Consider the following 26,187-nt stretch of genomic DNA (forward strand, 5'->3'; position numbering starts at 1 on the left):
GGCCTTTTCTTAATTTTTGATGGTGGTGAGCATGGAAGCGCTCCCAATTTCCCTTCTTATCCTCGGCCTCCTCGTGATAGCCCTGGACATGATGGTTACCGCGTTCATAACCCCGATCGGAATAGCGATGGTCGTCATGGGGCTCCTGATGGGGTTCGGGGTGAGCTTCACGGAGAGCTTCGTCGCGGCCCTCATAGCGGCGGTAATCTCGTACATAATCGTTGGCCGCTACGTAAGAAATGATGTCCAGGATGCCGGAAAGGGCAAGTACACCTTCGAGCTGAAGGGCAAGCGCGGGAAGGTGGTTGAAATAGGAAAGGACCACTACATCGTCGAGCTTGAGGGAGACAGGTGGATAGCGCTGGCCGAGGGGGACGAAAAGCCCGGAATCGGCGACACCGTTGAAGTCGTCAATGTGGACGGCGTCAAGCTCATGGTCAGGAAGGTCTGAACTCCGCCCACAGCTCCTCCATCCTTTTTCCAAGTTTCGTGAACAGGCCGTTTCTGTAAACGATCTCTCCGTTCACCATGACCAGCTCGACATCGCTTCCCCGGGCCGAGTAAACCACATGGGAGTGTGGGTTCTCCCCGGGAAGGAACTGGGCCTTTCTGGCGTTTATCAGGACTAGATCCGCGAGATAGCCGGGCTTTATGAGGCCCGCCTTCAGCCCGAGAGCCTTTGCACCCCCGACCGTAGCCCAGCGGAAAACTTCCCTCGCAGAGGCGACGTCAGTTCTTCTCCTCCAGACCTTGTTCAGAACCGCCGCGAAGCGCATCTCCGTGAACATGTCCATCAGGCCCACTGGATTAGGGGAGTCGTTTCCGAGGGCGATGTTCGTTCCCCTCTCAAAGAGTTCTATTATCGGGGCTATCCTTCCCTCAAGCTTTGCCATGCTTAGGGAGCAATGGACGAGCGCCGCACCGCTTTTTGCGTAGAGGGAAACCTCTGAATCGCTCAGATAGATGCCGTGGACGCCAATAAGGTTGTCCCCAAGTACGCCGGCCCTTTCGAGGTATTCCACGGGGGAGAGACCGTAGCGGCGTTTGACCTCCCGCACCTCCCCCATGCTCTGGGAGAGGTGAACGTGAATCAGGGCGTTCCTACCGCGGGCAAACTCGCCGATCTCGCTCATCAGCTCAAGGGACACCGTGTTGGTGGCGTGGGGTGCGAGAGTGGGGGTCACGAGCTCATCCTTCCCCACCCAGTCCTTAAAGAACCTGAAGCCCTCCTCGGGCGCGGCTATAGGGAAGTCAATCGTATCCATAACGGTCTGGCCGATGAAGGCCCTTATTCCAACTTCCTGGGCGGCCTTCGCTATTTCGTCGGCGAAGAAGTAGTGGTCGTTTATCGTCGTCGAACCGTTGGCCAGCGCCTCAGCCATTCCGAGGAGCGCCCAGCGGCGAACGTCCCCGGGCTCCCACTCCAGCTCCGCGGGCCATATGACGTCGCTGAGCCACCTTTCTATAGGCACGTCCTCACCGAGGCCCCGGAACTTCGACATGGCGGTGTGGGTGTGGGCGTTGACCAGGCCAGGCAGGATGATGTAACCGTCTCCCCCGTAAACTTCATCAACGGCGTATTCACCGACCCTTTCCCGGGGGATGACGTCCCGAATGAACCCATTTTCCACTATGACCGCGATGTTCTTTCTGGCCGATCCGCAGTCAACGGCGGTTCCTATAAGTGCGAACATCCCATCACCCTCTTGGACATCTGACGCGCAGGTACTTAAATATTTTGACATATCGACATAAAGTTGCCCAAAGGGTTTAAATGGGGAGTGTCCCGAATATCCCCCATGCCACTACTGATAATCGTCAGACTCGGGATTGGGACGGTCACCCTGTGGCCGAATTGACGCTCTTCTGGGAGCCGTTGCTCCAAATCGCTACCGTTATAAAGTCCCCCTCAAAGCCTCTGGAGGTGGTAAGGATGATTGATAAGATTTACTGTGTCGATGTTCAGCCCGATATGGAAGGTAAACGCGTCAAGCTCGCAGGATGGGTTTACAGAAAGAGGGAAGTGGGAAAGAAGGTCTTCATAGTCCTCCGCGACTCGACCGGGATAGTTCAGGCGATATTTAAGAAAGAGCTGAGTGAGGACGCCTACGAAAAAGCCAAAAAGGCGGGCATAGAGTCGAGCGTCATCATCGAAGGAACCGTCAGGGCAGACCCCCGCGCTCCCACAGGTGTTGAGATTCAGGCGGACAGAATTGAGATCGTGCAGAACGTGGACTTCTTCCCGATAACGAAGGACGCGAGCGAGGAGTTCCTCCTCGACGTCAGGCACCTTCACCTGCACTCACCCAAGGTCGCCGCGATAATGAAGGTCAAGGCGACGATGATGCAAGCAGCTAGAGAGTGGCTCCTCCAGGACGGCTGGTACGAGGTCTTTCCACCGATACTCGTCACCGGTGCCGTCGAGGGTGGAGCGACGCTCTTCAAGCTCAAGTACTTCGACAGGACGGCCTACCTCAGTCAGTCGGCCCAGCTCTACCTTGAGGCCGCCATCTTCGGCCTCGAAAAGGTCTGGTCGCTCACGCCGAGCTTTAGAGCGGAGAAGAGCAGGACCAGGAGGCACCTCACCGAGTTCTGGCACCTTGAGCTCGAGGCCGCCTGGATGGACCTCTGGGACATCATGAAGGTCGAGGAGGAGCTCGTCAGCTACATGGTTCAGCGCACCCTGGAGCTCAGGAGGAGCGAGATTGAGACCTTCAGGAAGGACTTAACCACCCTCAAGAACGCGGTTCCGCCCTTCCCGAGGGTGAGCTACGACGAGGCCATAGACATCCTCCAGAGCAAGGGCGTCGAGATAGAGTGGGGAGAGGACATGGGCGCCGACGAGGAGAGGATCCTCACCCAGGAGTTCGAGGCCCCGTTCTTCGTTTACGGCTATCCAAAGGGCATTAAAGCATTCTACATGAAGGAGGACCCGGAGGACCCGCGCAAGGTTCTCGCTGCGGACATGCTCGCGCCCGAGGGGTACGGCGAGATCATCGGCGGTTCCCAGCGTGAGGACGACTACAACAAGCTCGTGCAGAGGATTCTTGAGGAAGGCATGAAGCCGGAGGACTACGGATGGTACCTCGACCTCAGGAAGTATGGCAGCGTTCCGCACAGCGGCTTCGGCCTTGGCCTCGAGAGGCTCGTCGCCTGGGTGCTGAAGCTCGACCACGTCCGCTGGGCAACCCTGTTTCCAAGGACGCCGAGCAGGCTGTATCCGTGAGCCTGCTCCCACCACAACTTTTATAAAACTCTCCCAAGACCATTAGCCCGAGGGCCCGTAGCCTAGCAGGATAGGGCGTCGGCCTTCTAAGCCGAAGGTCGCGGGTTCGAATCCCGCCGGGCCCGCCATTCTTGATTGATAGTAAACTTGGAGTGAAGTAACATCTCCCTCCGTAATTTACTTAAATGGGAAGTGGTTTGTAATATTCGGTGTCATGATGCTAAAGCCATACGAGGTTGAATTAGAGACACTCGGAGGAATAGTTCGCGTTGAGTTTCTGAGAACGGACCATGTGGAGTTAATAAGGTCTTTTGACTCCGGCGAGGGTGGGGAAGAACAGACGGAGTTTGCAAGGAATATGGCATGGAAATCTCATGAGCGGTGTCTTTCTACCGTCTTTGTCATCCTGCATGAGGATTCTCTGATGTCATATTTCACGCTTTCCCCGTTTATTGTTAGCCTTAAAATCCGCGATAATACGCCGAAAAACAAAAGGATGCTCGTTGAAGAGTTACGGACTCGGCTTGTGGAGCTTTTGGGTATGGATATTAAATATTCTTCCGTGCCCACAATACTCCTTGGACAGTTTGGCATCCAGAGGGAATACCGTGGAATGGGTGTGGGCGGTGAAATACTAGCGAAGGTCATCAAGCCCTATGCAGTTCTTTATGCTGCTCAAATCGGTGGAATTGGTTTGTCCCTCCATGCAAAAAAGGAAGTTGCCAAGAAGTTTTACCTCGACCATAAAAAGAATCCCCTTGCAGAGGGGTTTCAGATTGTTTCTGCGGGTAGCACCTATGAACTGTTTTATCCCTTTGTCACTGAGGCCGAGGCTGTTAGAAGAGCCTTAACCGGAAGTATAAGGCTTGAAGAATTCAGATAATACCCACAATAGCCAAGGCTCTCTTGACTGTATCTTCTACCTCTCTGGGATCTCGCTCCTTGGCTTTTTCGAGTGCCTTTACGAAATTCTGGAGCTCTTCCGGAGTCTCCAGTATGAGTTCATAACCGTCAAATTTGGCCATTCTCCCACCGATAGTCTCTTGCGGAAGGATTTATATAAAGGTTTTTGTAGGCTGTGACATGGCATTCTGAACTGTAGATGCGAAACACTAAATGAGAAAAGGAAGAAACCTCACCGCCTCCTCCTGAGGAGGAGCGGGAGCACGGCGAGGCCAACCATCAGGGCCGGTCCGCAGATTCCTCCGTTCCCCTCTTCCGGCGAGGTCGTGCTTGGGGTCGAGTCGGTGGTCGTCTTCCCGAGTATCTCATCCGGGCTCTTGCCCTCGACCATGAGCTGGGTCCACTGCTTGAGCCAGGTCTCGTAGTTGGTCTCTATCTCCCTGGAGTCTATTGCGACGGGCTTATCCACCTTAACCGCGTACTGGAAGACCTCAGGGAGTTCAACGTCCCCGTTAACGGGATACATCCACTGGTTGAGGGGGAGCTTCTCCTGCGCCTCGGCACTGATGAGGAACTCGATGAACTTCTTGGCCAGCTCCTTGTTCCTGGCCCCCTTGACGATTCCGGCACCCTCTATCTGAAGGTAGTTGCCCTCCCTGAAGGCGACGGCTCCGACGTTGGTGTTGTTGTCGTAGTAGACGGTTGCAGCTGGGGAGGTGGCGTAGCTGAGGACGAGCGGGTACTCACCCTCGCTGAACGCCCCCCATGCCTCGCTCCAGCCCTTGACTATCTGAACGTCGTTCTCCTTCAGTTTCTCCCAGTAGTAGAGCCAGTCGTCGCCGTAAACGGCCACTGTCCAGAGGAGGAAGGCCATTCCCGGCGAGCTCGTGCGCGGGTCTTCGATTATCAGCTTGCCCTTCCACTCCGGCTTGGTGAGGTCTTCGAGGCTTGCCGGGGGATTCTGAACCATGTCCTTGCGGTAGTTGATGGCTATGAAGCCGTAGTCGTAGGGCGTGAGGTGGTAAGTCGGGTCGAACTTCTCAACGATCCAGTCCGGAATTACGTCGGCGTTGGCCGGCTTGTACGGCTCCAGCACACCTGCGTCTATGGCCTTCGCCAGGTAGCTGTTGTCTATGCCCACAACGACGTCAGCCTGGGGATTGTCCTTCTCGAGGATGAGCCTGTTTAGAACCTCGCCAGCGTCACCGATGAGGACGAGGTTCACCTTGACCCCGTACTTCTGTTCGAAAAGCGGTACTATCTCCTTCATCCACCACTCGATACTGTCGTAGGAGTAAACCGTCAGCGTTTCTTCAGCCGCGACCGGTTTTGGAACCAGGAGACCCAGGAGCAGCAGCACGGCGAGGAACGCACCAAGCTTCCTCATGGCAACACCTCCAAATACTCGGTTTTGATTCCCAATAATGGGGTAATAACCGGATTAATAAAGCTTTGCTTCCCAGTTTCGGGAAGTCGGAAAAAGTTGAGAAAGGGATCAAAGGCTTACGGCCCCGGTGGTGTAGGCGTACAGGAAATAGGCGTACACCGCCAGAAAAACACCCGCGGTAACCCTGTCTATCCTTCCCGTGAGCCTCAGGACGGCGGTTAGGAGCCCCATAACGAGGAGAGTCAGCGGCAGGGTGAAGGTGTAAACCGTCGCATCCACCTTTATGGGGTTTATCAGAGACGCTATTCCTATGACCATAAGCACGTCGAGTATGTTGGCGCCGATTATGTTGCCGACGCTTATGTTGGGCAGCCTCTTGAGGGTGGCCATGAGGGAGTTCGTGAGCTCCGGCAGGGAGGTGCCTATGGACACCATCGTCAGACCGATTACGATTTCCGGGACACCGTAGGCCCTGGCTATCGTTACGGCGCTGTCCACGACCAGTTTGGCGCCTATGACCACGACCAGACCGCTTCCGAGCATTATCAGGGCATCCCTGCGGGGGTCGCGGGTTCCGCCCTCGGGAAGTTCCTCGAGCGTCATGTGCTTCCGGTAGAGGTAGTAGAGGAAGCCGAAGTAGATGAGTATGAGGCTGGCACCGTCGAGCCGGCTTATGGTCCCGTCGTGCATGAGCAGGCCCGCATAGGCGGTGACGGCCACCATGAAGAGGGCGTTTTTCCAGGCGGTTCTCTCAACGCTGAGGGGCATTATAAGGGCCGAGACTCCGAGGATAAGGGCTATGTTGGCGAGGGCACTCCCTATGGCGTTTCCCAGGGCGATGTCCGGGTTCCCCTGATAGGAGGATATGGCAGAGACCGTTACCTCCGGCAGTGTGGTGGCGATGCTCGCGAGGACGAGTGCGATTATGAACTCACTGACGCCGAACCCCTTGGCGACGCGGGAGGCCGCCTCCACGAAGTAATCGCTCCCCTTGATGAGAAGAACCAGACCAACGGCGAAGAGGATTATTTCAACTATCACTTTCTCCCACCGGGCTGTTTCTTGGTTGGTAGCATTTAAAACATTTGGTGTCTTTTGGTTTGCGTAATTTTTAAAATATTCTTGGGCTTTGTTTTTGAGTGGTGTGATAGTCCCTAGTATGTGGGGTTTGTAAGCCCGAATGGGGACTGCGAAAATTCATGAAGATGTGGGGAGCTTCCGTTCCCCCCGAAAGCCAGCCAATGAAGACGGGAGGCTGGAAGGTTAGCCGTGACGAGGCATGCTCACAAACTTTACAAAAGTTACGGCTAACCAGAACGGTAGAATAGGAAAGGGACTTAAAAGTTATTTGCCCGTTCCTCCCCCTTTCCCTCCATTCTTATCACGTAGTCGGCCGCGTTCTGAAGGGCCACGGAAAAGCCGGGTTCAACGCCTATGGCTATGGTCTCCTTACCCTTACGTTTGGCCTCGTTGATGAGGGGGAGAAAGTCCGCATCGCGGGTGGCCAGGGCGATGACCTCGACGTCCGAGTTATAGATGAGCTCCATCGCCTCTATCGCTATCCTGACGTCCGTGTCACCGGCGACGATTATCGGCTCGAGTCCCTGATTGACGACGGCTTCGATGAGTCCCTGGGGGGCGTACTGGTTGAGGACAACCTTGGCAACGCGTATCTTGCCGATCCTCTCAAGCGCTTCCACTATGTCCTCGAGCTTTATCCCGAACTCCTTACGAAGAATATTCGGACCGTCGATTATCAGCCCGATGCTCTTGCCCCTCACGTGCTTGGGGGGCTCGGCCTCGACTTCCTTTTCGCCCCTGCGGAGCACCTTGAAGAGGGTCTCCTTCATTCCTCATCACCCTTCGGGTTCAGGATTATTGTGTAGTCCGCCGCGTGCTTGAGGGCCGCGGAAAAGCCCGGCTCTATGCCGAGCACTATCGTCTCCTTGCCCTTCTCCTTGGCCTTGAGGATGACCGGGAGGAACTCCGCATTTCGGGTTGCTATGGCTATGGCATCGATGTTCGGGTTGTATATCTCGCGCATCGCCTCCACCGCGAGCTTCACCCCGGTCTCACCGGAGACGACCATGGTGTCGAACCCCTGGTTCGAGACGGCTTCGATGAGTCCCTGAGGGGCGTACTGGTTGAGGACAACCTTGGCAACGCGCAGGTCGCCGAGTCCCTCGAGGGCCTCGACTATGTCCTCAAGCTTTATCCCGAACTCCTTACGAAGAATATTCGGGCCATCAATGAGAAGAGCTATCCTCTTTCCCCGGCCCATCTTTCTCCGCATCATTCCGATGCTCCTCATCCCGTCCTTCGTCATCGATATTATCCGCTCCCAGTTGCTGCCCGCCATAGGGAGTCACCGTTGAAATTGTTCAACCAATCACGCGATCAGAGTGATACACCCTACCTACGGGACAATCCTATAAAAAGGTTGATTCCCGGAAATCGTATTTCGTTATCGAATGCGAGGGTATAAGCCGCACAAAAAGGAGGGGACTCAAAGGAGCCTCTTGTAGTAGTACCAGAGGCCCCTGATGATGTCGCGCACCTCTATCATGGTAAAGGTTTCGGTTCTGTCTATGAGCTTTGCGGTCTCCTCCCAGCTGTGGGCTTGGAGCACGCGGTAGATCAAGAGCTTTATCTGGCGTTCGTCGAGGTAGGGCTTCATCCAGCCGTCTAGGAAGTAGAGCTTCACTATCGGCTTGACCGCGTCGAGCACGGTGTCATACGTCAGGACCTTGCCCGTGAAGGCGTCCAGTCTCTTCTTCTGAACGTCAGTGAGGTGAACCTGGTAATCCACGGCCTCACCGAAGGGGGTTTCGAAAAGCCAGCGCGCTATCTCGGGCTCAAGCTCCCTGTGGGTGTCGCCCAGCCACTCTGTGAGCCTGATTCTGAACTCATCGCTGGCCTGGCGAATGAGCCTCTTCGCCCTCTCGCTTATCGGCTTGAGGACTATCGCGGTGAACTCACCGCTGACCGGGTTGCGGGCTGGACTGAGGTGCACCACCGCGAAGCCGTTCCTGACCCAGAAGCGGGCAAGCTCTTCACTCGCACCGAAGCCAGAGCCAATCCAGTCGAGGCCCTTCTCACGCGCTTCCTTTTCAAGGAGCTCAAGGGCTTTGCTGCCCAGCCCCATGTCCATGGCATCCGGATGCGTGGCTATGCGGACGATGCGGTAGCCCCGGAGCTTTGCGAACTCCTTGAGCATGTGGTGCTTGACCATCATGTCGGGGATTATGTTGCCGCGCGGCTTGTAGCCCTTGACCATCTTCTCGACGACTTTTTTGGGGATGTTGCCTTCCTTGGCTATCTGAATCGCCGTCACTATCTTGCCGTTCTTGAGACGGAGAACGCGGGCCTCATGGTGCGGCGCATCGGCGAGCAGGGCCACATCGCTCGGCCTGTTGCGGTAGTGGGCGAGGATGTAGATACCGACGAAGTTCCTGAGGTCCTCCCGGTCCTTTTCAAACCAGTCATCGAGGTCGGGCTCCTCAAAGTACACCTCGCCGTTCTTTATCAGCTGGTAATCTTCCTCGGTGAGCTCAACCGGCTCCGCATCGAGCAGGAGGACGTCGAAGAGCCACTTCTCGATGGGGTCGCCTTCCGCATAGCGTATCGGCTCGTCCATGTGAAGCTCACTGAACCGGCGCTTCTCACGGGCCTTCTTCAGGAACTTGACCGAGAATCCTCTTCCAGCTCCCTCGTAGCCGTGAACTGTGGAGGAGTAAACGACGCGGGGCTTGTCGAGGTACTTGTGGAGTATGGGAACGTGGATTCCGGCGGCCTCGTCCAGGATGTAGAGGTCGGCGCTCTTGCGGTATCCCTCGGCCGGCGGGTAATATCTAAGTCCAATCTTCCTCGCGTAGAGCTCCTTTATCAGGCCCTTCTCCTCCACGATGTGGGGCTTAAAGCCCAGCCTCTCGAGGGCGCGCTTTGCGAAGCGGAAGAGGGCCTGGACGTTCTCTGGCTCGGGGGCGGTTACAACGATGCGGGTGCGCTTGTTAAGTGCGAGGGCAAGCCCTATCGCGGCTATTCCGACGGAGACGCTCTTTCCACGACCCCTGTCCGCCGTGAGGACGAGCATGTCCTCCTCCTCGACCAGCCCCTCGAAGGCCCTCAGAACCTCGACCTGGCCCTCGGTGAGCGCCATCTCGTACAGCTCGCGCGGGAAAACCGTCTCGCCTGGAATCTCAACGCCCCGGCGGCCCTTAATCTTCGCTTGGGTCTTGTTCCGCTTCGGCTTCTTCCTAAGCTTGCCGTTCTCAGTGATGATGTATATCCCATCGTATTCGGTGAACTTACGGAGGATGCGCCTGTTGAAGCGCTTCTTCACGTCGTCTATCGTGTATGGCGGCGTAACGAGGCTCTTGTGGAAGCCCGTCCACATCTTCTTCCACTTCTCAAAGGGATGGGCCAGGATGAAGATGAGCCCCCCTCCGCGGACGGTCTCGATTATCCTCCCGAGGTCGTTGGGGGAGTAGTCGTAGCTCATGTCCAGGACGAGCAGGTCGTACGTCCTTCCAAGTATGTCGCGGGTGTGCTTGAAGGTCACGGCCTTTACATCGGCGTTTGAGCCCGCGAGAACGTCAAAGTGCTTTCTGAATGCTTCGTAACGCTTCCGCCCGAAGGTATCCTCCCCCAGGGCGTCCGTTGCGTAGAGAACCTGTATCCCATCCTCACTCTCATCGCGGAGGCGCTTTTTCTTTAGTTCCTCCAGGGCATCGCTCAAAACGCGCGCTGAAGCCCCGGCCAGAATTCCGGCCAGCTCCGCCTTTCGCGGCGTATCGCCCTCTATCAGAATCATCCTTCTGTGGAACTTCTCAAGCGCCTGTGCCAGGGCAGTCTCGGTGAGCCTGAGAACATCGTCCTTAACCTTCTCGCCTTTGGCGTATTCTCTCACTTCCTTGTCAAAACGAACCTTGACGGTCATAGCGACCCCTCCCGGATAAAGGGGAGAGGGGGGATTTAAAAAGGTGGCGTCAGGGACAGTCCACTTCCAGCACCTCAGCCAGTCTTTCTATTTCATCTTTTCTCAGGCGTTTCTCCAGGTACGCGAGGGTCTCGCAGGTGGCGGTTCTCCTGTCGTCACCCATGTAGTCGAGGGCCGCGTGGAAGAGCACGGAGTGGCAGCCCTCCAGGTGGACAACGTCACACCCGGGGTGGGCCGGCGTTGGGTGGTCGTTTTCTCCGTTTGGATAGGTGAGCTTCAGCGCCGGAATGGCGGAGCCGAAGAGGATGACCATTAAAAGGAGCGCTGCAATCACCCTGGGCGGACCTTTGAGGGGCAGCTTTGCAACGAGGAAGAGCCAGAGCCAGAAAATGCCGACGAGGGAAAAAGCAACGGCCGTCCCGAACAGCATCGCCCTAAAGTCCCGGTACTCGCTGAGCTTTTCCAGGGCAGACCTCAATGACAGGACCCACTTCAGGGGAGGAGCCGGCCTGAAAATCACCGCCGTCAGGTTTTTCCGGCAGTTCTTTTCTTCGAGCCTGAGCATGAAGTAGTGCCTCTCTACAACCTGAAATGCCATCTCGACCTCCTCGTCGCTTCCGTTTGCGAGAAAGCCCCTGAGATAGGCTACCGAGTCGTTCAGCTCCCAGGAAAGGTGCCAGAGGAGATGCCCGTAGTAAGGGTACATTCCTCCGAGTTTTCCGGGCACCACAACCTCAAGCTCCCCGAAGCGGTAGCGGTGGCCGACCGCATCATCAATGAGCTTCCCAGGAGGAAGGAACGACTCGACCTCGAGCCTGTACGGCGCGGGGGAGAGGTTGCAGGGCAGCGAGAGGACTCTTTCCCGGGCGTTCTCAAAGGCCACCCACTGGACAGCGGAGACCAGGATCACAAGAAGGAGGGCAGTCAAAAGCACCGCCGAAACGACTTTTGAAACCAGCTTCATCGTTCACGCTCTCCATTAACCCCCGATGAAGTGAACCCAAATCCGGTATCGGGCCGGAAACTCCATCTCCATCAGCTTTTCCCGCCTGGCCCCAATTTCCTCGCTAAGACGCTGGTAGTCGCTCTCCTCAATGTAACCTTTCTCAAGCAGTTCCCTGCCCAGCTTCCCAGCCTCATTCAGGTACCGCAGACGCATCTCGTCCCAGCACTCACCCTCTTCAACCCACACGACGCCGAGGTTTTCCAGTTCCGAGAGGAGTGCGTTCCTCTCGCTCTCGTTGAGCCACAGCTCGAGGTCGTGGACGGAGTACTCGGGATCGTTTGCGTAGACCGGCGGGTTGTCCCTGAGGTGCTCCCGGAAGGTTCTCTCCACTTCAGGCGTCGCCCTGACGAACCAGTCCTCCAGGCATGGGGGACTAACGGTGGAATTCCTCTCCACCGGCTGGATTCCCGCGAGAAATCCATCGGGGACGGACCTGTGCAACCCGTAGAAAGGATAACCTGTGAAGACGAAGGCGTAGCTGGCGAACAGGAGGATTGAGAAAACCACGGCGACCACGAGGGCTTTTGCCGGTTCCCTGTCGGCGAAGTCTTTTATCTCGAAGGCAAAGGCTACGCCCGCGAGGGTTATCACGAGCGTCTGAATGAGAATCAAACCCGAACTTCCAGCGGAGAACAGCTCGACGCTCGCCTCGTCAAAGCCCCCTCTCGACTTGGCGATGCTCTCGTTGAGCCAGACAACGTTGGAGAGCTGAAGGTAAAGCTCGCTCCCGTTCCAGCCGCCCTTCTTCTCCCTCACCGTCTCGAGGATCCGTCCAATCTCCGCGGAGCGGTTCTCAATCAGCTCCTGAATTTCGGGTCTGTGGTCGTACACAACGGGGAGGTTGAGATTTTCCCCGGTTCTGACGTAGAGCGTATCGCCGGCCTTCCAGATTATCTCCCCGTTCCTCTCGGCCTCCAGTACCGCATAAGTCTTGGGGAAGTAAGTGCCATACGTCACGGGCGTGCCCACAATCACCGGAACCTCCGGCACGTCCCTCAGAAGGAACTTGGCTATGCCATAGTCCAAGAAGGGAACCAGGACCAGCAGGACCGCCAGGGCAAATATCACCTTCGAGGAGTTTTTCACCACCCATCCCTCCCGAATTCAAACGTCACGATCGTTACGTTTTCACAGAACCTGAACTCCTCCATTGACAGCTCAATATTCTCAAGGGAAGCTTTTATCATGGCATCAACTGCTCCTTCGTCCAGTTTACCCGTCTCCAGCAGGTCCTCTCGAACCCGCCACACCAAAGCTTTCTTGATTTCCGGTGGTTCCGGCCACGGAGGAACCGAGTACATGTGGAGCACCGTGGTAACCTGGGACAGGTTGTTGATCAGCCCTTCAGTTCGCTCAGGAGACATCGCCAAGGTCACACTGTACACGTTTTTCCCGCCCCACGTCCAGACCCTGGCATATTCCGCCGAGCTGAGGGCGTCGAGCAGAAGGGAATCCGCCTCAGCATTGCGATAGACATAGTACCCCCTCTCACCACAGAAATTCAGCTTATCCTCCCAGTTCGACTTGATACTGAGGAAAGGGTCGGGGCGCTCTTGAATGAGGCCATAGAAGACGAAGGAAATCCCAATAATAACGGAGAGAAGAAGCGCCAGGTTCCTGAAATCCGAAAGCACCTCAATCAGGAAGTCCAGCCGGGACAGTAGCAGGACGGTACCGACTATGAGGAGCAGAGAGACCACTATCTCACCGGGAAGTGGGTTCTCCCCATAGAGGAGTCTGTACGGGTAGGGAGGCTCCATTAAAACCGCCGTCACGTTCTCCCCACGTTTAAAATTCTCCAGCTCGGCCCTGGCTTCGAGGGTTCTCCGAAGCAGGCCCACTGCATAGTTGAAGGCCGATTCGTTTCCACTTTCGGTCCAGAGTTTAATGTATCCAGTCGTGAGGTTGAGATAATCCAGATAGGAGTTCCTCAGCGACTGAAGCTCCAACCGGTAGTATTCGTCGGGCTTCCCGGCCCTTCCCCTAACGAGGAGAACGTACGTGCCATCTGAGGGTTCGTAGGAGTACCCCACGATGGAATCCCCAATGGAGCGAACGTACATCGAGGGCAGAAGCGGACTAACGTTTAGGCTGTAACCGGCAACGACGGATGTAGCGGGGTAGTCCTCTAAAATCTCGCCGACCTGACGATAGCTCCACCACTGGACGACGGTTAGGAGAACTATGCCAGCTATTGCGAGCGCCACGACACATTTTCTCCTGGAGAGTTTCATCAAAACAACCAAAGTTAATGTCTTTAAATACCTTTCGCAGTTGCAAATACGTCGCGGAGACGGCTATCGAAACGCTAAGCTTTTATACGAAAAGAACCGAATTAATTCGGTGGTTTCTATGGCGAAAGGCCTAACCGAGAAAGACCTCGAAAAGTTCAAGCTCGTCGGGAACATCGACGCCTTCAGGAGAAGGCTCGTTTTCCAGGTAACGGAGATAAGCGTTGAAAAGGACGACTACTTCTCAAGGATCTACCTCTACGACGGCAGAAAGGTTAAGCCCTTCACCTCCGGAAAGAAGGACGGAAACCCGCGCTTCTCTCCGGACGGGAAGCTGATAGCCTTCACCTCAAAGCGCGATAAGGAGAGCAAGGAGGCCGAGCTGTACGTTATTCCAACCGACGGCGGCGAGGCGAGGCTTCTGACCAAGTTCAAGTACGGAATCAAGAACCTCCGTTTCACAGAGGACGGGAAGAGCATAGCGGTCGTTACGCCAATAGACGTTGAGAAGAAGCCGAAGGACGACGTCCACGTCATCAAGGAAATTCCTTTCTGGTTCAACGGCGTCGGCTGGGTCTACGGGAAGAGGAGCGTGGTCTATCTCGTTGACCTTGAGACCGGCAGGAAGAGGCGCATAACGCCGAAGAACCTCGACGTCTCGCAGATTAGGTTCTATGAAGGAAAGCTCTACTTCATAGCCCAGGAAGATCGCGAGAGGAAGCCGATGGTGAGCGACCTCTACGTCCTCAAGGGCAGGAAGGCAAAGAGGCTAACCCCCGGAGAGTGGAGCGTGAGCGACTTCATACCCCTCGACGATGGAACCTTCATCCTCAAGGCCAACACCCGCGAGCGCGGGATTCCGACGAACACCCACATCTACCACTATAGCCCTGAGACGGGCGAGATGAGGAAGCTCACCGTGGAACTCGACAGGGCTGCATACAACTCCCTAAACTGCGACGTCCGTGGCTCTCAAAGGGCCGAGCTGGTTTTCAAAGACGGCTGGGTTTATTACGTGGCAACGGACGGCCCGAGGGCGAACCTCTTTAGGGTAAACCTTAAAGGCAAAATCGAGCGCGTCATCGGCGGCGATAGAAGCGTCGAGAGCTTCGCAATCAGCGACTACGTAGCCTTCACTGCCCAGGACGCGGTCACTCCAACTGAGCTCTACACTCTCCGCGACGGGAAGGAAAAGAAGGTTACGGACTTCAACAGCTGGATAAAGGAGTACGAGCTCTCCAAACCGGAGCACTTCAGGGTCAAAGCGAGCGACGGCGTTGAGATAGACGCCTGGATCATGAAGCCCGTTGATTTTGAGCCCGGAAAGAAATATCCCGCCGTTCTGGAGATTCACGGCGGGCCTAAAACCGCCTACGGCTACTCCTTCATGCACGAGTTCCACGTTCTTACTGCCAAAGGCTTCGTCGTGATATTCTCCAACCCGCGCGGTAGCGACGGCTACGGCGAGGACTTCGCAGACATAAGGGAGCACTACGGGGAGAGAGATTACCAGGACCTGATGGAGGTCGTTGACGAGGCGCTGAAGCGCTTCGACTTCATTGACGGGGAGAGGATAGGAGTTACCGGCGGTTCCTACGGCGGTTTCATGACCAACTGGATAGTCGGACACACGAAGCGCTTCAAAGCGGCGGTAACCCAGAGGTCGATCTCCAACTGGGTGAGCTTCTTTGGAACGACGGACATCGGCTACTTCTTCGCGCCGGATCAGATAGGCGGCGACCCCTGGAGCAACACTGACGGCTACTGGGAGAAGAGCCCGCTGAAGTACGCGCCGAACGTTGAAACGCCCCTGCTCGTAATCCACTCGATGGAGGACTACCGGTGCTGGCTGCCCGAGGGACTGCAGTTCTACACGGCGCTCAAATACCTCGGCAAGACCGTTGAGCTGGCGCTCTTCCCAGGAGAGAACCACGACCTCAGCAGGGGCGGAAAGCCGAAGCACAGGGTTAAGAGGCTGGAGCTGATAACGGGGTGGATGGAGAGGTGGCTGAAGGGGTGAGTTTCGGGCAATTCTGGAGAATTGTCCCTTTCATAAAATTTATTAACCTAAAATAGACAATACTACATTGGTGGAAATCCATGGACGAAATAGTAGAAAATAATCCAAACTTATCTAAATTCTATGAGCTTCTTAATAGTACGTTCCACCGGGAAGATGGGTTTAGCTTAAATGAAGATGAAGAGTACATTTATTTGAGTGGTATTGTTAAACTTGCTGACGGAAATATTAAGGAAATTAAGTGGAAAACTAACAAAAAACTGCTAATGGCTCTTTTAGATAGAATCAATAACCTACCAAAGACAAGTGAGAATCTTGCTGAGACAATATTATATACTGGAAATTTATATGAAGTACCAGTGAAGATTGCTGGTAAGCATCTCCTAACAACAAAGAGAGTACTTTCTAGAATTCCTCAGCTAAATGATCCCTCAAATAACATTAAATATAGCGTTGGTCTGTTGTCAGATTTGTATTTGCTTTTTATTTTATTAAAACTCAAAGAAAAGAGGCTTTTTGAGTATGCAGTTCATGAAATAAGGAGAAAAATACGCCACGAATTGTACTGGGCATTTGAGACCAGAGTGGATAATGAAATCAACGATGATGACTTCAAAAAAAGAATAATGGATATAGAAAGCAAAGATATTCTTACATTATTGAAAGACAATTTCCCCTTACCATTCAGGTATACCTTAAAAATTGAGGCCGAGGAAGATAATCGTAGTATAGAGTATTTCGAAGAAATTGGAGATGCATTTCTGTTTAATTTAGCATATAACTTGGATATTGCAATAATAAAAGTTACTTCTTTTGAAGAATTATACAGAGTACAAAGATTCAGACGTCTACGGAGAAGTAGAACTGATGAATTAGAACCCCCCAGAAGAAGATATATACCAGATTTGGTCTATCACTACCAAATGGCAATTTCAGCAGATAGTCCCGTCCTCCAATTCCTGTCATTTTATCACATTCTCGAGCACTTTTTCCAGAGGGTATATATCGACGATTTACTCAAAATGATCCAAGATGAAATAACAAGCCCATATTTTTCGTATAAACGTAGAAAAGATTTATTACGACTCTATTCAAACATCAAGAAAAGAATCGAGTCCGAACACAAAAATCAAAGTGAACATGAAGCGTTGGTACTCACACTCAAGAAATTCGTGGATATCGATGAAATTAAAAGGTTACTTGAAGAGTATGACCCCTCATTAATAGACTATTATCAAAATCACAAAGTAGAATTCTCTGGCGGGGACAAAATAGATTGGACAAACGAAAAAGACAAGATACTTGAACTTATCGCACAAAGGATATACGCTACTAGAAATGCTATCGTCCATAGTAAAGATATGCATAAATCCAGCAAAGGAAATATCAAAAAATTACCAAAATATATCCCATTCAAGCATGATAAAGAGTTGCAAAAAGAAATTCCTCTTATCCGGTTTATAGCAGAGCAAATCATCATAAGAAGTTCGCATCAACTATGATACACATTATTACAATACATCATAAATTCACATAATTCTGTGTGGCGATAGCATGCTTCGAGAGCACTTGAGCTCAGACTAACAGTAATAACGCCGAGCCTCGAAGACTACCTGCTCGCAATCAAGATATCTCAGGCAATGGTCAAAAGAGGAACGCCAGTTCCAGCGGTCGATGCCGTCGTTGCCTCCGTTGCGATAAACCGAGAGCTGACGCTCGTCACGAGGGATAAACACTTCGAGTGGATAAAGGAAGAGTTCAGGGAGCTGAACCTTCACAGCGTATAGTCCAGAATCCTCTTGGCCTCTTCGATGTGCTCGGGGTAGACGTTCTTGATTTCGGGGTGGAGGGTCTTGATGACCCTTCCGACGAGCACGAAGAGCGTTCCCGCTATGATCGGGAGCTCGTTGACGACGTCCTCCTCGAGCGGGATGTCGCCGGGTATCTTCCTGAGGACGTACTTCCTGATGGGCTCGATCTGGACCTTCTCGTCCTCGATGACGGCCCTGAAGAGGTTAAGGCTGTTCTTGAAGCCCTTGGTGATCGGTATGTGGCGCATCTTTATGGTGCTCGAGCGCTCGGCCTTGGCGTTCTCGTAGGCCACCTCAAAGAGGTCGCTCAGCTTCTTCTCCACTATCTCCATCATCTCCTCCGCCCTCGGCTTGATGACCGCCAGCTCGCAGGTCTTCTCCAGAATCTTCTGGAGCTGGGGGTACGGGATAACCATCTCTGACATCGCCATCACCTCTGCGGTTTTGTCATTATTTTTTAATAACTTTTTGTATTTAAAACTTTCGCCGAGGGTTATCCCAAAAACCCCCTAATCCCCGCCGCCTCAACTATCAGCTCGCTGCTCAGCTCTCCGCTCAGGACTCTTGAGGTTATCTCCCCGTGCCTCTCGTCCCTCTCGTATTCCTTCGCCATCTTCACCAGCGGCTTGAGGAAGGGGAACCTCTCTGCGGCCCTGGGGTTGAAGTACATGAAGGCGAACTCGATGTCCCGGTAAAGGCCAAGGTAGTGCTCGCCGATAAGCTCAAGCTCCCGCTCGTTGAGCGCGCTCAGGCCGAGAAGCTCCGGCGGGATTCCGAGGGAGTAGAGCGAGGTCGTGAACTTTATTGCCCTCGGCAGGGCCGAGCCGTTCACCTCGCGCGAATAACCGAAGAGTCCTATGTGCAACTTCCTCCGCCTCCTCGACGGGACGAACTTCGCGACCTCCCTGATGAAGGGGGCGAGTGCCCTCAGCTCCTCCGAATACCTGGTCTCATACTTCTTAAGGATTTCAAACGCCTCCTCCGGAACGGGTTGCGCTTCCCTCCTCTTTGATTCCCTGATCCGCTCAACGGCCTTTATGACGTCCTTCGGCGTCCTATCGTATTTGAACGAGCTCTGAATTGTGAAAGTCTGGACGCTTGGGTATTCGGCTAGAACCCCATCGACGTTCTCCGGCGTAAAGTGCCCCCTGAAGGGCGCGCCGCCGACGCCTATTATCGGGTAGATTGAAATTCCGAGCTCTTCCTCAAGCTCCTGAAGTTCAAAGAGCGCCAGCTTGTCGTAGAGCACCGCGCTTATGAGGCCGTAGTTCATCGCAGGATCGCTCCTGGCAAGGAAAACGCGCTGACCTTCGACCTCCTTCCCGCCGAGGTACTCCCTCACGATGTCCGCCGCGCCCAATATCGCCTCCCTGCTCTCGAAGAGCGGGATGACGCTTATTTCCGGGGGATAAAACTCCCCTATCCACTCGTGGAGTTTGATGTCATGAACCCTCTTGTACTGCTTTCCGGCTATGTAGTGCCTGTAGAGCTCGTAAACCCTGTTCAGTTCCTGGGAGGAGGTTGTCATCGGAAGGATGACCTCGAATATCGGCGGAAGCTCTTCCCCGTAGAACAGCCTCGCGTAGTCCGCCGACCGGGGTATAGCCTCCAAGGTCTCGAGGAGGAGCTTCGCCTCAGCCTTCTCGACGCTGGGGTTGGGAACGCGCGGCGTCAGTCTTAGTTCCTTCCCGAGCTTTCTGCGCTTAAAGAAATAGCCGTAGCGCTCGAATAGCTTCTTGACGACGAATTCATCGACTTCTTTGCCCTCGAAGTCCCACATCTGCTCATCTATCCCCAGGACGCTGAAGGCGTAGAAAGCCCCGACGACCTCGTCCTCACCGCCCATAGTCGGACTGCCCGCGAAAAAGGGAATAAATACGTTGTCGAAGTGCTGAGTACCCATCGTTTTTAGCATTGTTTCTCCAACCAAACCGACAAAGAACCGACATAATTCAAATTTTTGGAGAAAAACTTGTATAAATGACAGGAAGCCGGAAAAAGGTTTTTAAACAGCCCGCCCTAGTTCCGCCCATGAGGGTGTACATCTTGGCGTTTCCGGAGAAGCGGTGGGAGAACTACACCCTGCCCGTTGCAGATGAGCCGGTCGTCAGGCTCACGGAGAGGAGGCTCCTCACGAGCAAGAGGATAGATGAGGTCATCACGGTGGTCAGAAAGGACAAGCTCAGGACTTATTCCCTTCACGTCTCGAATCCCCTTCCTGTTTCCGCGAGGAGCAAGATGGAGGCCCTCCTGAAAGCCCTCCCCGGGGAGCCGTTCTTTCTGGCCGAGGGCAACATGCCACTGATAATGCCCTTCCTCGTGAACTACATGACCGGACTCTTCTACGAGAACGAGCCGGAGGCGCTGATACCGGTCTGGAAGGACGGGACGGCGGAGGTTACGCATGCGGTTTACGAGCCTGACGCCCTTGCCGATGCCATTGAGGTGGCCCTGGCCGAGGGCTACCGGAATCTGAACCGGGTAACGGAGTTCCTCGACTACGAACCGCTGTCCATTGAGGAGCTGGCAAAGAGGAACCCAAAGGTGACGCTGAGCTTCTTCAGGGTAAGGAACTCCTTCGACATCAGGTTCGCGGTCGAGACCCTCAAGCGGGAAGGACAAACGTGATTGAAAATTTTTCAAGATTGTGTAGGAAAGCTTAAATAGTGTAAAGTCTATAATATATTTGAGTAGAAGTTCCGAAAGTGCTTCTACTTGGTTCGGACCATAAGGGAGAGAGTTGTTATGAAAAAAATTTTGAGCGCGGCGTTATCGTTGCTTGTGTTGTTTAGTTTAATGGCCATGATTGGCCCACCATCCGTCTCGGCCAAACCGCTGACGGGTTACAACGTACTGATTTTGAAAAATTCTGATGCCTGGGGTACGCCTGCTGTTGAGGATACCCTCACGGACATGGGGGTACCATACGACGTTATGACGAGTACTGAACTTCAGAGCAAAACATCTCAGGATCTTATAGACACATACGACATGATCGTCATTGTCAGTGACCAGAGACAGCAGTTTTACGATGAGATAGGGTCTCAGATGGACAAACTTGAGGAATATGTAAGGGCCGGAAATGTCCTTGAGATACACGCTGCCAACTGGGGATGGGGCGGCGGATTGTGGACTACACCGCTTCCCGGAGGGGTGGAGATAAGGAAGAGCTATTCAAGCCACGATTATGTACTTGCCAACAGTACAACCCTCACAAGTAGCTATGCAAGCCACGGTTACTTCGTAGGCCTTCCAGCGAATGCAGAGATAATCACCGTTCAGGCGCCTTTGGGAACCCCCGACAACACCAAGCCGAGCACAGTATTGTACTCCCTTGGGAGCGGTAAGGTCTTCGTAACGGGTCTGACCATTGAGTACAGCGTTGCAAGAATGGGATCCGACTGGGCCGCTTTCTATAAGGAAATGGTGACCCTGAACCTCGGTTATTCAACCCCGGCACCCGTCGTAAGCTCCCGGAGAGTGAGCTTTATGATGCTCAACTTCTATTACTACCGCCGCTACACGGCCCTTCTTGAAAAATACAACGCACTCTATCTCGAGGCCGTTGAGGGTGGGCTGGACAACGAGACACTCATGATGGCGCAGGGCTACAATTCAACCGCGGCGGAGTACTACACCAATGCAAGTAGATACGGACCGGTTCTTGGGAACCTGAGGAAACTCCAGATATTGCCTGATATGCGGGAAGCGGCGCTTCATCAGAAGCAGGCAGTAAAAACCCTGAAAGATGCGATGGCAGAGCCGTGATCTGCCATCACACCATTTCCACCATTTTTCTGACCGCCCATGCTACACTCACCGCCACGGTAGCCTTTAGGATATCAAACGGCACGAAGGGCAGCACCCCAAGCCTGAAAGCACTCTCAAAGTCCCCATTCATGAAGAAAGCGAGCCTGAGCCAGCCCAGGAGATAGATGACCGCGATGCCGCCCAGGGAGCCTGCGAGCATCCCCGCTTTTTTCTCCGTTTTTTCCGTTAGGTATCCTGCTATAAAAGCCGCTATTGGAAACGCGGCTATGTAGCCCCCAGTCGGCCCGTAGAGGACGGCGAAGCCGCCCTGGGGGCCCGCAAACACGGGGATCCCCACCGCACCCATGACCACGTAAGCGAGCTGGCTTAGAAAGCCGAGCCTGGCACCAAGAACGAGCCCCCCGAGGAGAACGAACAGAACCTGAAGCGTTATCGGAACCGGGCCTATAGGGATGCTTATTTGAGCACCAACCGCCGTCAGGGCGGCGAAGAGCGCCGCAAACGCCACGTCCCTATTGTTCATCCTACCACCCTCCTTTCCATCACCCGCAGGCAGACGTTAATCTTTAAAATGTTTTAGTTAACGAAACTCGATGGCCATGAGGGGACTCATCAGGGACAGCCGTGTTAAGAGGGGCATCCTGGGCATACTCCGGAGGGGTGAGAGGGTATCCGGCGACACTATGGCCGCGGAGCTGGGAGTATCCAGGGTCGCCGTATGGAAGCATGTGCGGGAGCTGACCGCCCTCGGCTACACCATAGATTCCTCCAGGAAGGGCTATATGCTCCTCTCTGAGCCCGGGGAGCCGTACCCATGGGAGCTGGACGTGAGGAGCTACTACGTTCTGAGAACGCCATCGACCATGGACGTTGCAGGGAAGCTCGCAGAGGATGGGGAGCCTGGATGGACGTTTGTCATAGCCCGGGAGCAGACATCGGGCAGGGGACGCAGGGGGAGCCGCTGGGCATCCAGGAGGGGAGGACTGTACTTCTCCGTTATCCTCAGACCGGATATGAGGCTGGCGGATGTGTCCGAACTGGTGCCCCCGACGCTCGACGCGATTGTTCGGACACTGTCCCGCTATGGAATCGAAGCGGAGTGGCGGGAATGCGGGGTCTATGTGGAGGGGAGAAAAACGGCCGGCGTGCTGGTGGAGGCTGCGGGTGAGCTGGACAGGGTGAGGTACGCCGTCATCGGGGTGGGCCTCAACGTCTCCAATCCCGTGCCGGGGGGTGCAGCCTCGGTTGCGGAGATACTCGGGGACGCACCGTCCCTTCTGGAGGTCTCGAGGGTTCTGTTCGGCGAACTCATGAGCTCACTGGGAACTTTTTTAAATCCCGGGACGGAAGTGGAAAGCGATGCTGAGGGTGGAGAACGTCTGGCACGTCTATGAGACCGGTAGGGAAGCTCTGAAGGGAGTAAGCTTCGAGATGGGGGAGGAGATAGTCGCGTTAGTTGGCCCCAACGGGAGCGGAAAAACCACCCTCGCGAAGCACCTCAACGGCCTCCTGAAGCCCACGCGGGGCAGGGTGACGGTGGACGGTATGGACACGCGCGAACACACCGTCGCCGAGCTGAGCACGAAGGTGGGTTACGTCTTTCAGAACCCCGAGCACATGTTCTTCGAGGAGAACGTGTTCCGCGAGGTTGCCTTCGGGCCGCGGAACCTCGGACTGAGTGAGGAGGAGATTGAAGAGAGGGTTCGGTGGGCGCTGAGGTTGGTCAATCTGGAGGGGTACTGGGAGAGAACACCGTACTCAATGAGCGGCGGCGAGAAGCAGAGGCTGGCGATAGCCTGCGTTCTGGCGATGAAGCCGAAGTACCTTATCCTGGACGAACCAACAACCGGACTGGACGCGAGGAGTTCCTCCAGTGTCATCGATGCCGTGAGGAAGCTCCGCTCCGAGGGGCACGGGATACTGCTCATAACCCACGATATGGACCTGGTTTTAGAGCTGGCCGAGAGGGTCCTCCTGCTGCACGACGGCAGAAAGGTCTTCGATGGCCCCGTGGAGGAGTTCTTCTCGCTTGAGCTTCATGATTTCGGACTTGAGAAGCCCGAACTTCTCAGGATAAGCGAAGGCGCGGGAGTGGGTTTCGTGAGAAGCGTTCGTGAGCTGGTCGATGCCCTGGCGGGTGGTGCGGTATGATCTATCCATTCTACACGGAGAAGAGCTCTCCACTGCACTCCCTCGACCCCAGGGTCAAGATAATCGGTACCATCGCCGGGATAGCGGCGATTATGCTGTACAACGACCCCAAAATCCTGATACCTCTCTTCTTCGCTTTCCTGCTCGTCGGAAGGCTCCTCGGCGGGGTCGAGATACGGGAGCAGATAAAGCTCCTCAAACCCCTCCTGCCGATAGTTATCATAACCCTCGTGGTATGGCCCATCATCTACGAGCCGAGGCTCAAGGGACTGCTCTTCGGTGTTTCTTTCGCCATGAGGCTGCTCACATTTGCGCTGATAACGTTCCTCCTGCTGATGACGACAACCCAGCGCGACCTAATACTAGGTTTCGTGAGGCTGGGCATGCCCTACGAGTTTGGTCTGACGATTTCGATAGCCCTCCGCTACATTCCGACACTCTACGTGCTGTCCAGAAACATAACCGATGCCCAGAGGAGCCGCGGCTGGGAAGTCGAGAAGGGGAATCTCCTCGTGAGGGCAAAGAAGATGACCGCCGTTCTCATCCCCCTGCTCGTTGCCTCCCTCAAGACCGCTCACGAGCTGAGCATAGCCCTCGAGAGCAGGGCGCTCGGGACTGGCAGGAAGAGAACGTTCCTCTACGATATCGAGATGACGGGCAGGGACTACGCGGCCACTGCGATTATATTAATCCTCTTCGGACTGGCGCTCTACGTCCGCTACGGCCTGGGACTCGGCCACGTTAGCATATACGGCTAGAGAAGGGGCTTTATCAGGGAGTCTATCGGTATCGAGTGGTCCCCAACGGCGGAGACGTAGTCGGGGGGCGCTTTCAGGACGGTCATGTTGAGCCTGTAGTGACCGCGGTAGGAGCTGGTTCTCAGAACGGCCAGCGCCTCGAATATCTCCGGCAGGTCGTAGAGGCGCCTAAACTCGCCGGGAAGGTCGAGCTCGTTGAGCTCCATGGTCGTGTGTCCCAGAACCAGGATGAGTCCCTTTCTGTCAACCAGCTTTCTAACCTCCACTACCCCCTCGGCGGAGCGGTTGAGGAGCGCAGGGAACGGAGAAACCACCACGAGGGAGCCATCCTCAACGACGTTGAGCGCTTGGAGGAGTTCCTCGATGGAGTAGACGTTGCCGGCGTACAGGTTGGAAACGTCCTCCGTGATGCGCTTCAGAACCTTAACGGAAAACGATGTCCCCGGCCCGATATGATAAACGGGACCGTTCTCAAGGGCGTTTGCAACGAGGTGGTACAGAAAAGCCGTCTCGGCCAGCTCGTCGGTTGAGATTATCCCCGCTAGGCTTCCCTCGCTGAGGCCGAAGGGGAACCCATCGAAGGGCTTCACCTCCCTGGATTGGAGCTCGGCCGGTTTGAAGAACATAGGCATCACATAGTCTAGCGCGCTGGGAATATTTATACCTTACCCAAAAAAGAGAAACTCAGAGCGCCGCGAGTGCGCCGATTGTGAATATTCCCAGGAGCGCAAGGATTACCATCACAATGCCGGCTATCACGGCTGAGAGTATCCACGCGAGGAATGCCCTGAGCCAGCCGGTGTCAAAAACCGCCTTGATGACCCACAGGTTCGTAATGAACGCCGCTATGGGGCCAAGGGGTCCCAGAACCGCTCCGACCAGAGAGCCAACGATGGCCGCCAGGATACCTCCTCCGAGTATTGCAATCATCGCCTTCCCTATCGATGCGTTTTTGATCCCGATGAGCTTCGCGGCCATCCACAGGAACAGGGCCGCTATGAAGAGCGCCAACAGGAAGCCCAGTATCATCGCGGCGCCCATACCAAAAACCATCGCAGGTCCGTACGGCATTTTATCACCCCTTACATTTTTAAAATCCCACCGTTTATCAGCTTTTCTTTTTTGTCCCCAAAAGACCTTTAAACAGGAAGGGCGACTCAGGCAGGGGGAAAGAGATGCTGGAATTACTGTGGAATGAACTGTGGGGTTTCATATACAAATACTTCTGGGAGCCGATGTTCACGAGAAGCGGCTACAACCCTGTTAACACGCTTGTGTATGCCCTCTTGCTGGGGTTTGGAGTGATATACTCATATAAGTATATAATCAAGCCCCTCAGGATAAAGGTCGATGAGAGGCTCTTCCTGGCAGTTACTCCCATGGTAATCTTCGGCTCCATGGTGAGGGCACTCGTTGACGGTGGAGTTCTTCCAAAGAACCCTCTCATACTTACTCCAGGTATATTCTTTACGGCGTTCGTTCTGATACTCCCCGCCCTCGCGGCGGACGCAAAAATGGGCACCTATCCGAAAATAACGACTGCTTGGGGGGCACTGCTGGCGCTCTGGGCCAACTACCTTTTGGTGATCAATGCCAAAAGCTGGGAGCCCTACGGGCTGACCCTCATCCACACCGCAGTCAGCTTTGCTGCAGTCTTCGCGTTCTACCGGTGGAGGCCCTTTGACAGGCTCTACCTCTACCCGGTTCTCGCCCACTACTTCGATATAGCTTCGACTGTCGTGGCCATCCACTTCTACGGCTACCGCGAGGTGCACTGGCTGGAAAACGTCCTGGTGAACCATCTGGGGGCATACTCATACTACCCGTGGATAACCCTGATACTTGTGGTGGTATACTACGGGCTCAAATACCTTGTGCCAGACGAAGAGGAGAGGCGCTTCTGGTACCTCGCAATATACATCCTCGGCCTAGGGCCGGCCATAAGGGACCCGGCCCAGCTGGTGCTTCAGATAGGAGGCTGAGC

The 26,187-nt window shown here is 54.7% G+C and carries 27 protein-coding genes and 1 tRNA gene; 13 read left to right on the plus strand and 15 right to left on the minus strand.

Annotation, left to right across the window (positions count from 1 at the left end):
- Positions 1 to 31: 31 nt before the first annotated feature.
- Positions 32 to 451: an NfeD family protein gene (locus FPV09_RS01190; protein ID WP_058939107.1), complete on the plus strand. Its 420-nt coding sequence runs from the start codon at positions 32 to 34 to the stop codon at positions 449 to 451.
- Here the strand turns inward: FPV09_RS01190 and FPV09_RS01195 are convergent.
- Positions 438 to 1,694: an amidohydrolase family protein gene (locus FPV09_RS01195; RefSeq protein WP_148882069.1), complete on the minus strand. Its 1,257-nt coding sequence runs from the start codon at positions 1,692 to 1,694 to the stop codon at positions 438 to 440. The genes FPV09_RS01190 and FPV09_RS01195 overlap by 14 nt on opposite strands.
- Positions 1,695 to 1,933: 239 nt before the next feature.
- Between FPV09_RS01195 and asnS the strand changes: the two genes are divergently transcribed.
- From asnS to FPV09_RS01210, 3 genes are all read left to right on the plus strand, one after another.
- Positions 1,934 to 3,226 carry an asparagine--tRNA ligase gene (gene asnS, locus FPV09_RS01200; protein WP_148882070.1) on the plus strand — a complete coding sequence of 431 codons (1,293 nt, stop codon included), beginning with the start codon at positions 1,934 to 1,936 and terminating at the stop codon, positions 3,224 to 3,226.
- 51 nt (positions 3,227 to 3,277) lie between these two features.
- A tRNA-Arg gene (locus tag FPV09_RS01205) sits at positions 3,278 to 3,354 on the plus strand.
- An 89-nt stretch (positions 3,355 to 3,443) separates the two neighbouring features.
- Positions 3,444 to 4,109 carry a GNAT family N-acetyltransferase gene (locus FPV09_RS01210; protein WP_246112281.1) on the plus strand — a complete coding sequence of 222 codons (666 nt, stop codon included), beginning with the start codon at positions 3,444 to 3,446 and terminating at the stop codon, positions 4,107 to 4,109.
- Here the strand turns inward: FPV09_RS01210 and FPV09_RS11905 are convergent.
- The 9 genes from FPV09_RS11905 to FPV09_RS01250 all read right to left on the minus strand — a co-directional run bounded on the left by FPV09_RS11905 (position 4,102) and on the right by FPV09_RS01250 (position 13,695).
- The gene (locus FPV09_RS11905) at positions 4,102 to 4,251 is read right to left on the minus strand and encodes a hypothetical protein (RefSeq protein WP_014013713.1); all 150 of its coding nucleotides are present in this window, start codon (positions 4,249 to 4,251) and stop codon (positions 4,102 to 4,104) included. The genes FPV09_RS01210 and FPV09_RS11905 overlap by 8 nt on opposite strands.
- A gap of 110 nt (positions 4,252 to 4,361) precedes the next feature.
- Positions 4,362 to 5,516: a thiamine ABC transporter substrate-binding protein gene (locus FPV09_RS01215; protein WP_148882072.1), complete on the minus strand. Its 1,155-nt coding sequence runs from the start codon at positions 5,514 to 5,516 to the stop codon at positions 4,362 to 4,364.
- A gap of 108 nt (positions 5,517 to 5,624) precedes the next feature.
- On the minus strand, positions 5,625 to 6,557 hold the full coding sequence (locus tag FPV09_RS01220; protein WP_148882073.1) for a calcium/sodium antiporter: 933 nt from the start codon (positions 6,555 to 6,557) through the stop codon (positions 5,625 to 5,627).
- A 296-nt stretch (positions 6,558 to 6,853) separates the two neighbouring features.
- Positions 6,854 to 7,366, minus strand: a complete 513-nt coding sequence (locus tag FPV09_RS01225; RefSeq protein ID WP_014013710.1) for a TIGR00288 family NYN domain-containing protein — start codon at positions 7,364 to 7,366, stop codon at positions 6,854 to 6,856.
- The gene (locus FPV09_RS01230) at positions 7,363 to 7,875 is read right to left on the minus strand and encodes a TIGR00288 family NYN domain-containing protein (RefSeq protein WP_148882074.1); all 513 of its coding nucleotides are present in this window, start codon (positions 7,873 to 7,875) and stop codon (positions 7,363 to 7,365) included. Before FPV09_RS01230 ends, FPV09_RS01225 begins: the two co-directional genes overlap by 4 nt.
- A 147-nt stretch (positions 7,876 to 8,022) precedes the next feature.
- Positions 8,023 to 10,455 (minus strand): tRNA(Met) cytidine acetyltransferase TmcA, encoded by a 2,433-nt coding sequence (locus FPV09_RS01235; protein ID WP_148882075.1) that lies wholly within the window; start codon positions 10,453 to 10,455, stop codon positions 8,023 to 8,025.
- A 49-nt stretch (positions 10,456 to 10,504) separates the two neighbouring features.
- The gene (locus FPV09_RS01240; protein ID WP_148882076.1) at positions 10,505 to 11,419 is read right to left on the minus strand and encodes a hypothetical protein; all 915 of its coding nucleotides are present in this window, start codon (positions 11,417 to 11,419) and stop codon (positions 10,505 to 10,507) included.
- 15 nt (positions 11,420 to 11,434) lie between these two features.
- On the minus strand, positions 11,435 to 12,550 hold the full coding sequence (locus FPV09_RS01245) for a hypothetical protein (protein WP_148882077.1): 1,116 nt from the start codon (positions 12,548 to 12,550) through the stop codon (positions 11,435 to 11,437).
- Positions 12,544 to 13,695, minus strand: coding sequence for a hypothetical protein (locus FPV09_RS01250; protein WP_148882078.1), 1,152 nt, complete (start codon positions 13,693 to 13,695; stop codon positions 12,544 to 12,546). Before FPV09_RS01250 ends, FPV09_RS01245 begins: the two co-directional genes overlap by 7 nt.
- Before the next feature lie 118 nt (positions 13,696 to 13,813).
- Between FPV09_RS01250 and FPV09_RS01255 the strand changes: the two genes are divergently transcribed.
- From FPV09_RS01255 to FPV09_RS01265, 3 genes are all read left to right on the plus strand, one after another.
- Positions 13,814 to 15,712 (plus strand): S9 family peptidase, encoded by a 1,899-nt coding sequence (locus FPV09_RS01255; protein ID WP_148883585.1) that lies wholly within the window; start codon positions 13,814 to 13,816, stop codon positions 15,710 to 15,712.
- Positions 15,713 to 15,792: 80 nt separating this feature from the next.
- Positions 15,793 to 17,214 carry a hypothetical protein gene (locus tag FPV09_RS01260; RefSeq protein WP_148882079.1) on the plus strand — a complete coding sequence of 474 codons (1,422 nt, stop codon included), beginning with the start codon at positions 15,793 to 15,795 and terminating at the stop codon, positions 17,212 to 17,214.
- Between the two features lie 87 nt (positions 17,215 to 17,301).
- Entirely contained in the window at positions 17,302 to 17,499 is a 198-nt protein-coding gene (locus FPV09_RS01265; protein ID WP_394343841.1) for a hypothetical protein, read from the plus strand.
- Here FPV09_RS01265 and FPV09_RS01270 read toward each other — a convergent pair.
- Both FPV09_RS01270 and ppcA read right to left on the minus strand, forming a co-directional pair.
- A complete protein-coding gene (locus FPV09_RS01270; RefSeq protein WP_148883586.1) occupies positions 17,487 to 17,948 on the minus strand; it encodes a DUF1931 family protein in 462 nt (153 codons plus the stop codon). The genes FPV09_RS01265 and FPV09_RS01270 overlap by 13 nt on opposite strands.
- 68 nt (positions 17,949 to 18,016) lie before the next feature.
- Entirely contained in the window at positions 18,017 to 19,438 is a 1,422-nt protein-coding gene (gene ppcA / locus FPV09_RS01275) for a phosphoenolpyruvate carboxylase (protein ID WP_148882080.1), read from the minus strand.
- 116 nt (positions 19,439 to 19,554) lie between these two features.
- Here ppcA and mobA point away from each other — a divergent pair, with 116 nt between their 5' ends.
- Positions 19,555 to 20,151, plus strand: a complete 597-nt coding sequence (gene mobA, locus FPV09_RS01280; protein ID WP_148882081.1) for a molybdenum cofactor guanylyltransferase — start codon at positions 19,555 to 19,557, stop codon at positions 20,149 to 20,151.
- Between the two features lie 87 nt (positions 20,152 to 20,238).
- The gene (locus FPV09_RS01285; RefSeq protein ID WP_246112283.1) at positions 20,239 to 21,291 is read left to right on the plus strand and encodes a pyrolysin; all 1,053 of its coding nucleotides are present in this window, start codon (positions 20,239 to 20,241) and stop codon (positions 21,289 to 21,291) included.
- Positions 21,292 to 21,298: 7 nt separating this feature from the next.
- Here the strand turns inward: FPV09_RS01285 and FPV09_RS01290 are convergent, their stop codons facing one another.
- On the minus strand, positions 21,299 to 21,817 hold the full coding sequence (locus FPV09_RS01290) for a biotin transporter BioY (RefSeq protein WP_148882082.1): 519 nt from the start codon (positions 21,815 to 21,817) through the stop codon (positions 21,299 to 21,301).
- 70 nt (positions 21,818 to 21,887) lie between these two features.
- Here FPV09_RS01290 and FPV09_RS01295 point away from each other — a divergent pair, with 70 nt between their 5' ends.
- The 3 genes from FPV09_RS01295 to FPV09_RS01305 are packed head-to-tail and all read left to right on the plus strand — an operon-like array spanning position 21,888 to position 24,203.
- Positions 21,888 to 22,688 (plus strand): biotin--[acetyl-CoA-carboxylase] ligase, encoded by an 801-nt coding sequence (locus FPV09_RS01295; protein ID WP_246112284.1) that lies wholly within the window; start codon positions 21,888 to 21,890, stop codon positions 22,686 to 22,688.
- Positions 22,654 to 23,445 (plus strand): energy-coupling factor ABC transporter ATP-binding protein, encoded by a 792-nt coding sequence (locus FPV09_RS01300; protein WP_148882083.1) that lies wholly within the window; start codon positions 22,654 to 22,656, stop codon positions 23,443 to 23,445. The genes FPV09_RS01295 and FPV09_RS01300 overlap by 35 nt, the downstream gene beginning before the upstream one ends.
- A complete protein-coding gene (locus FPV09_RS01305) occupies positions 23,442 to 24,203 on the plus strand; it encodes an energy-coupling factor transporter transmembrane component T family protein (protein ID WP_058939071.1) in 762 nt (253 codons plus the stop codon). The genes FPV09_RS01300 and FPV09_RS01305 overlap by 4 nt, the downstream gene beginning before the upstream one ends.
- Here FPV09_RS01305 and FPV09_RS01310 read toward each other — a convergent pair.
- Together FPV09_RS01310 and FPV09_RS01315 are read right to left on the minus strand one after the other, a co-directional pair.
- Positions 24,200 to 24,835, minus strand: coding sequence for a hypothetical protein (locus FPV09_RS01310; protein WP_246112285.1), 636 nt, complete (start codon positions 24,833 to 24,835; stop codon positions 24,200 to 24,202). The genes FPV09_RS01305 and FPV09_RS01310 overlap by 4 nt on opposite strands.
- Before the next feature lie 52 nt (positions 24,836 to 24,887).
- On the minus strand, positions 24,888 to 25,274 hold the full coding sequence (locus FPV09_RS01315; RefSeq protein WP_148882084.1) for a V-type ATP synthase subunit I: 387 nt from the start codon (positions 25,272 to 25,274) through the stop codon (positions 24,888 to 24,890).
- 104 nt (positions 25,275 to 25,378) lie between these two features.
- On the opposite strand from FPV09_RS01315, the gene FPV09_RS01320 reads away from it, so the two are divergent.
- On the plus strand, positions 25,379 to 26,185 hold the full coding sequence (locus FPV09_RS01320) for a DUF63 family protein (protein WP_148882085.1): 807 nt from the start codon (positions 25,379 to 25,381) through the stop codon (positions 26,183 to 26,185).
- The last annotated feature ends 2 nt before the right edge of the window (positions 26,186 to 26,187 follow it).

Source organism: Thermococcus aciditolerans (assembly GCF_008152015.1).
In the GTDB taxonomy this organism is placed as follows: Archaea; Methanobacteriota_B; Thermococci; order Thermococcales; family Thermococcaceae; genus Thermococcus; species Thermococcus celericrescens.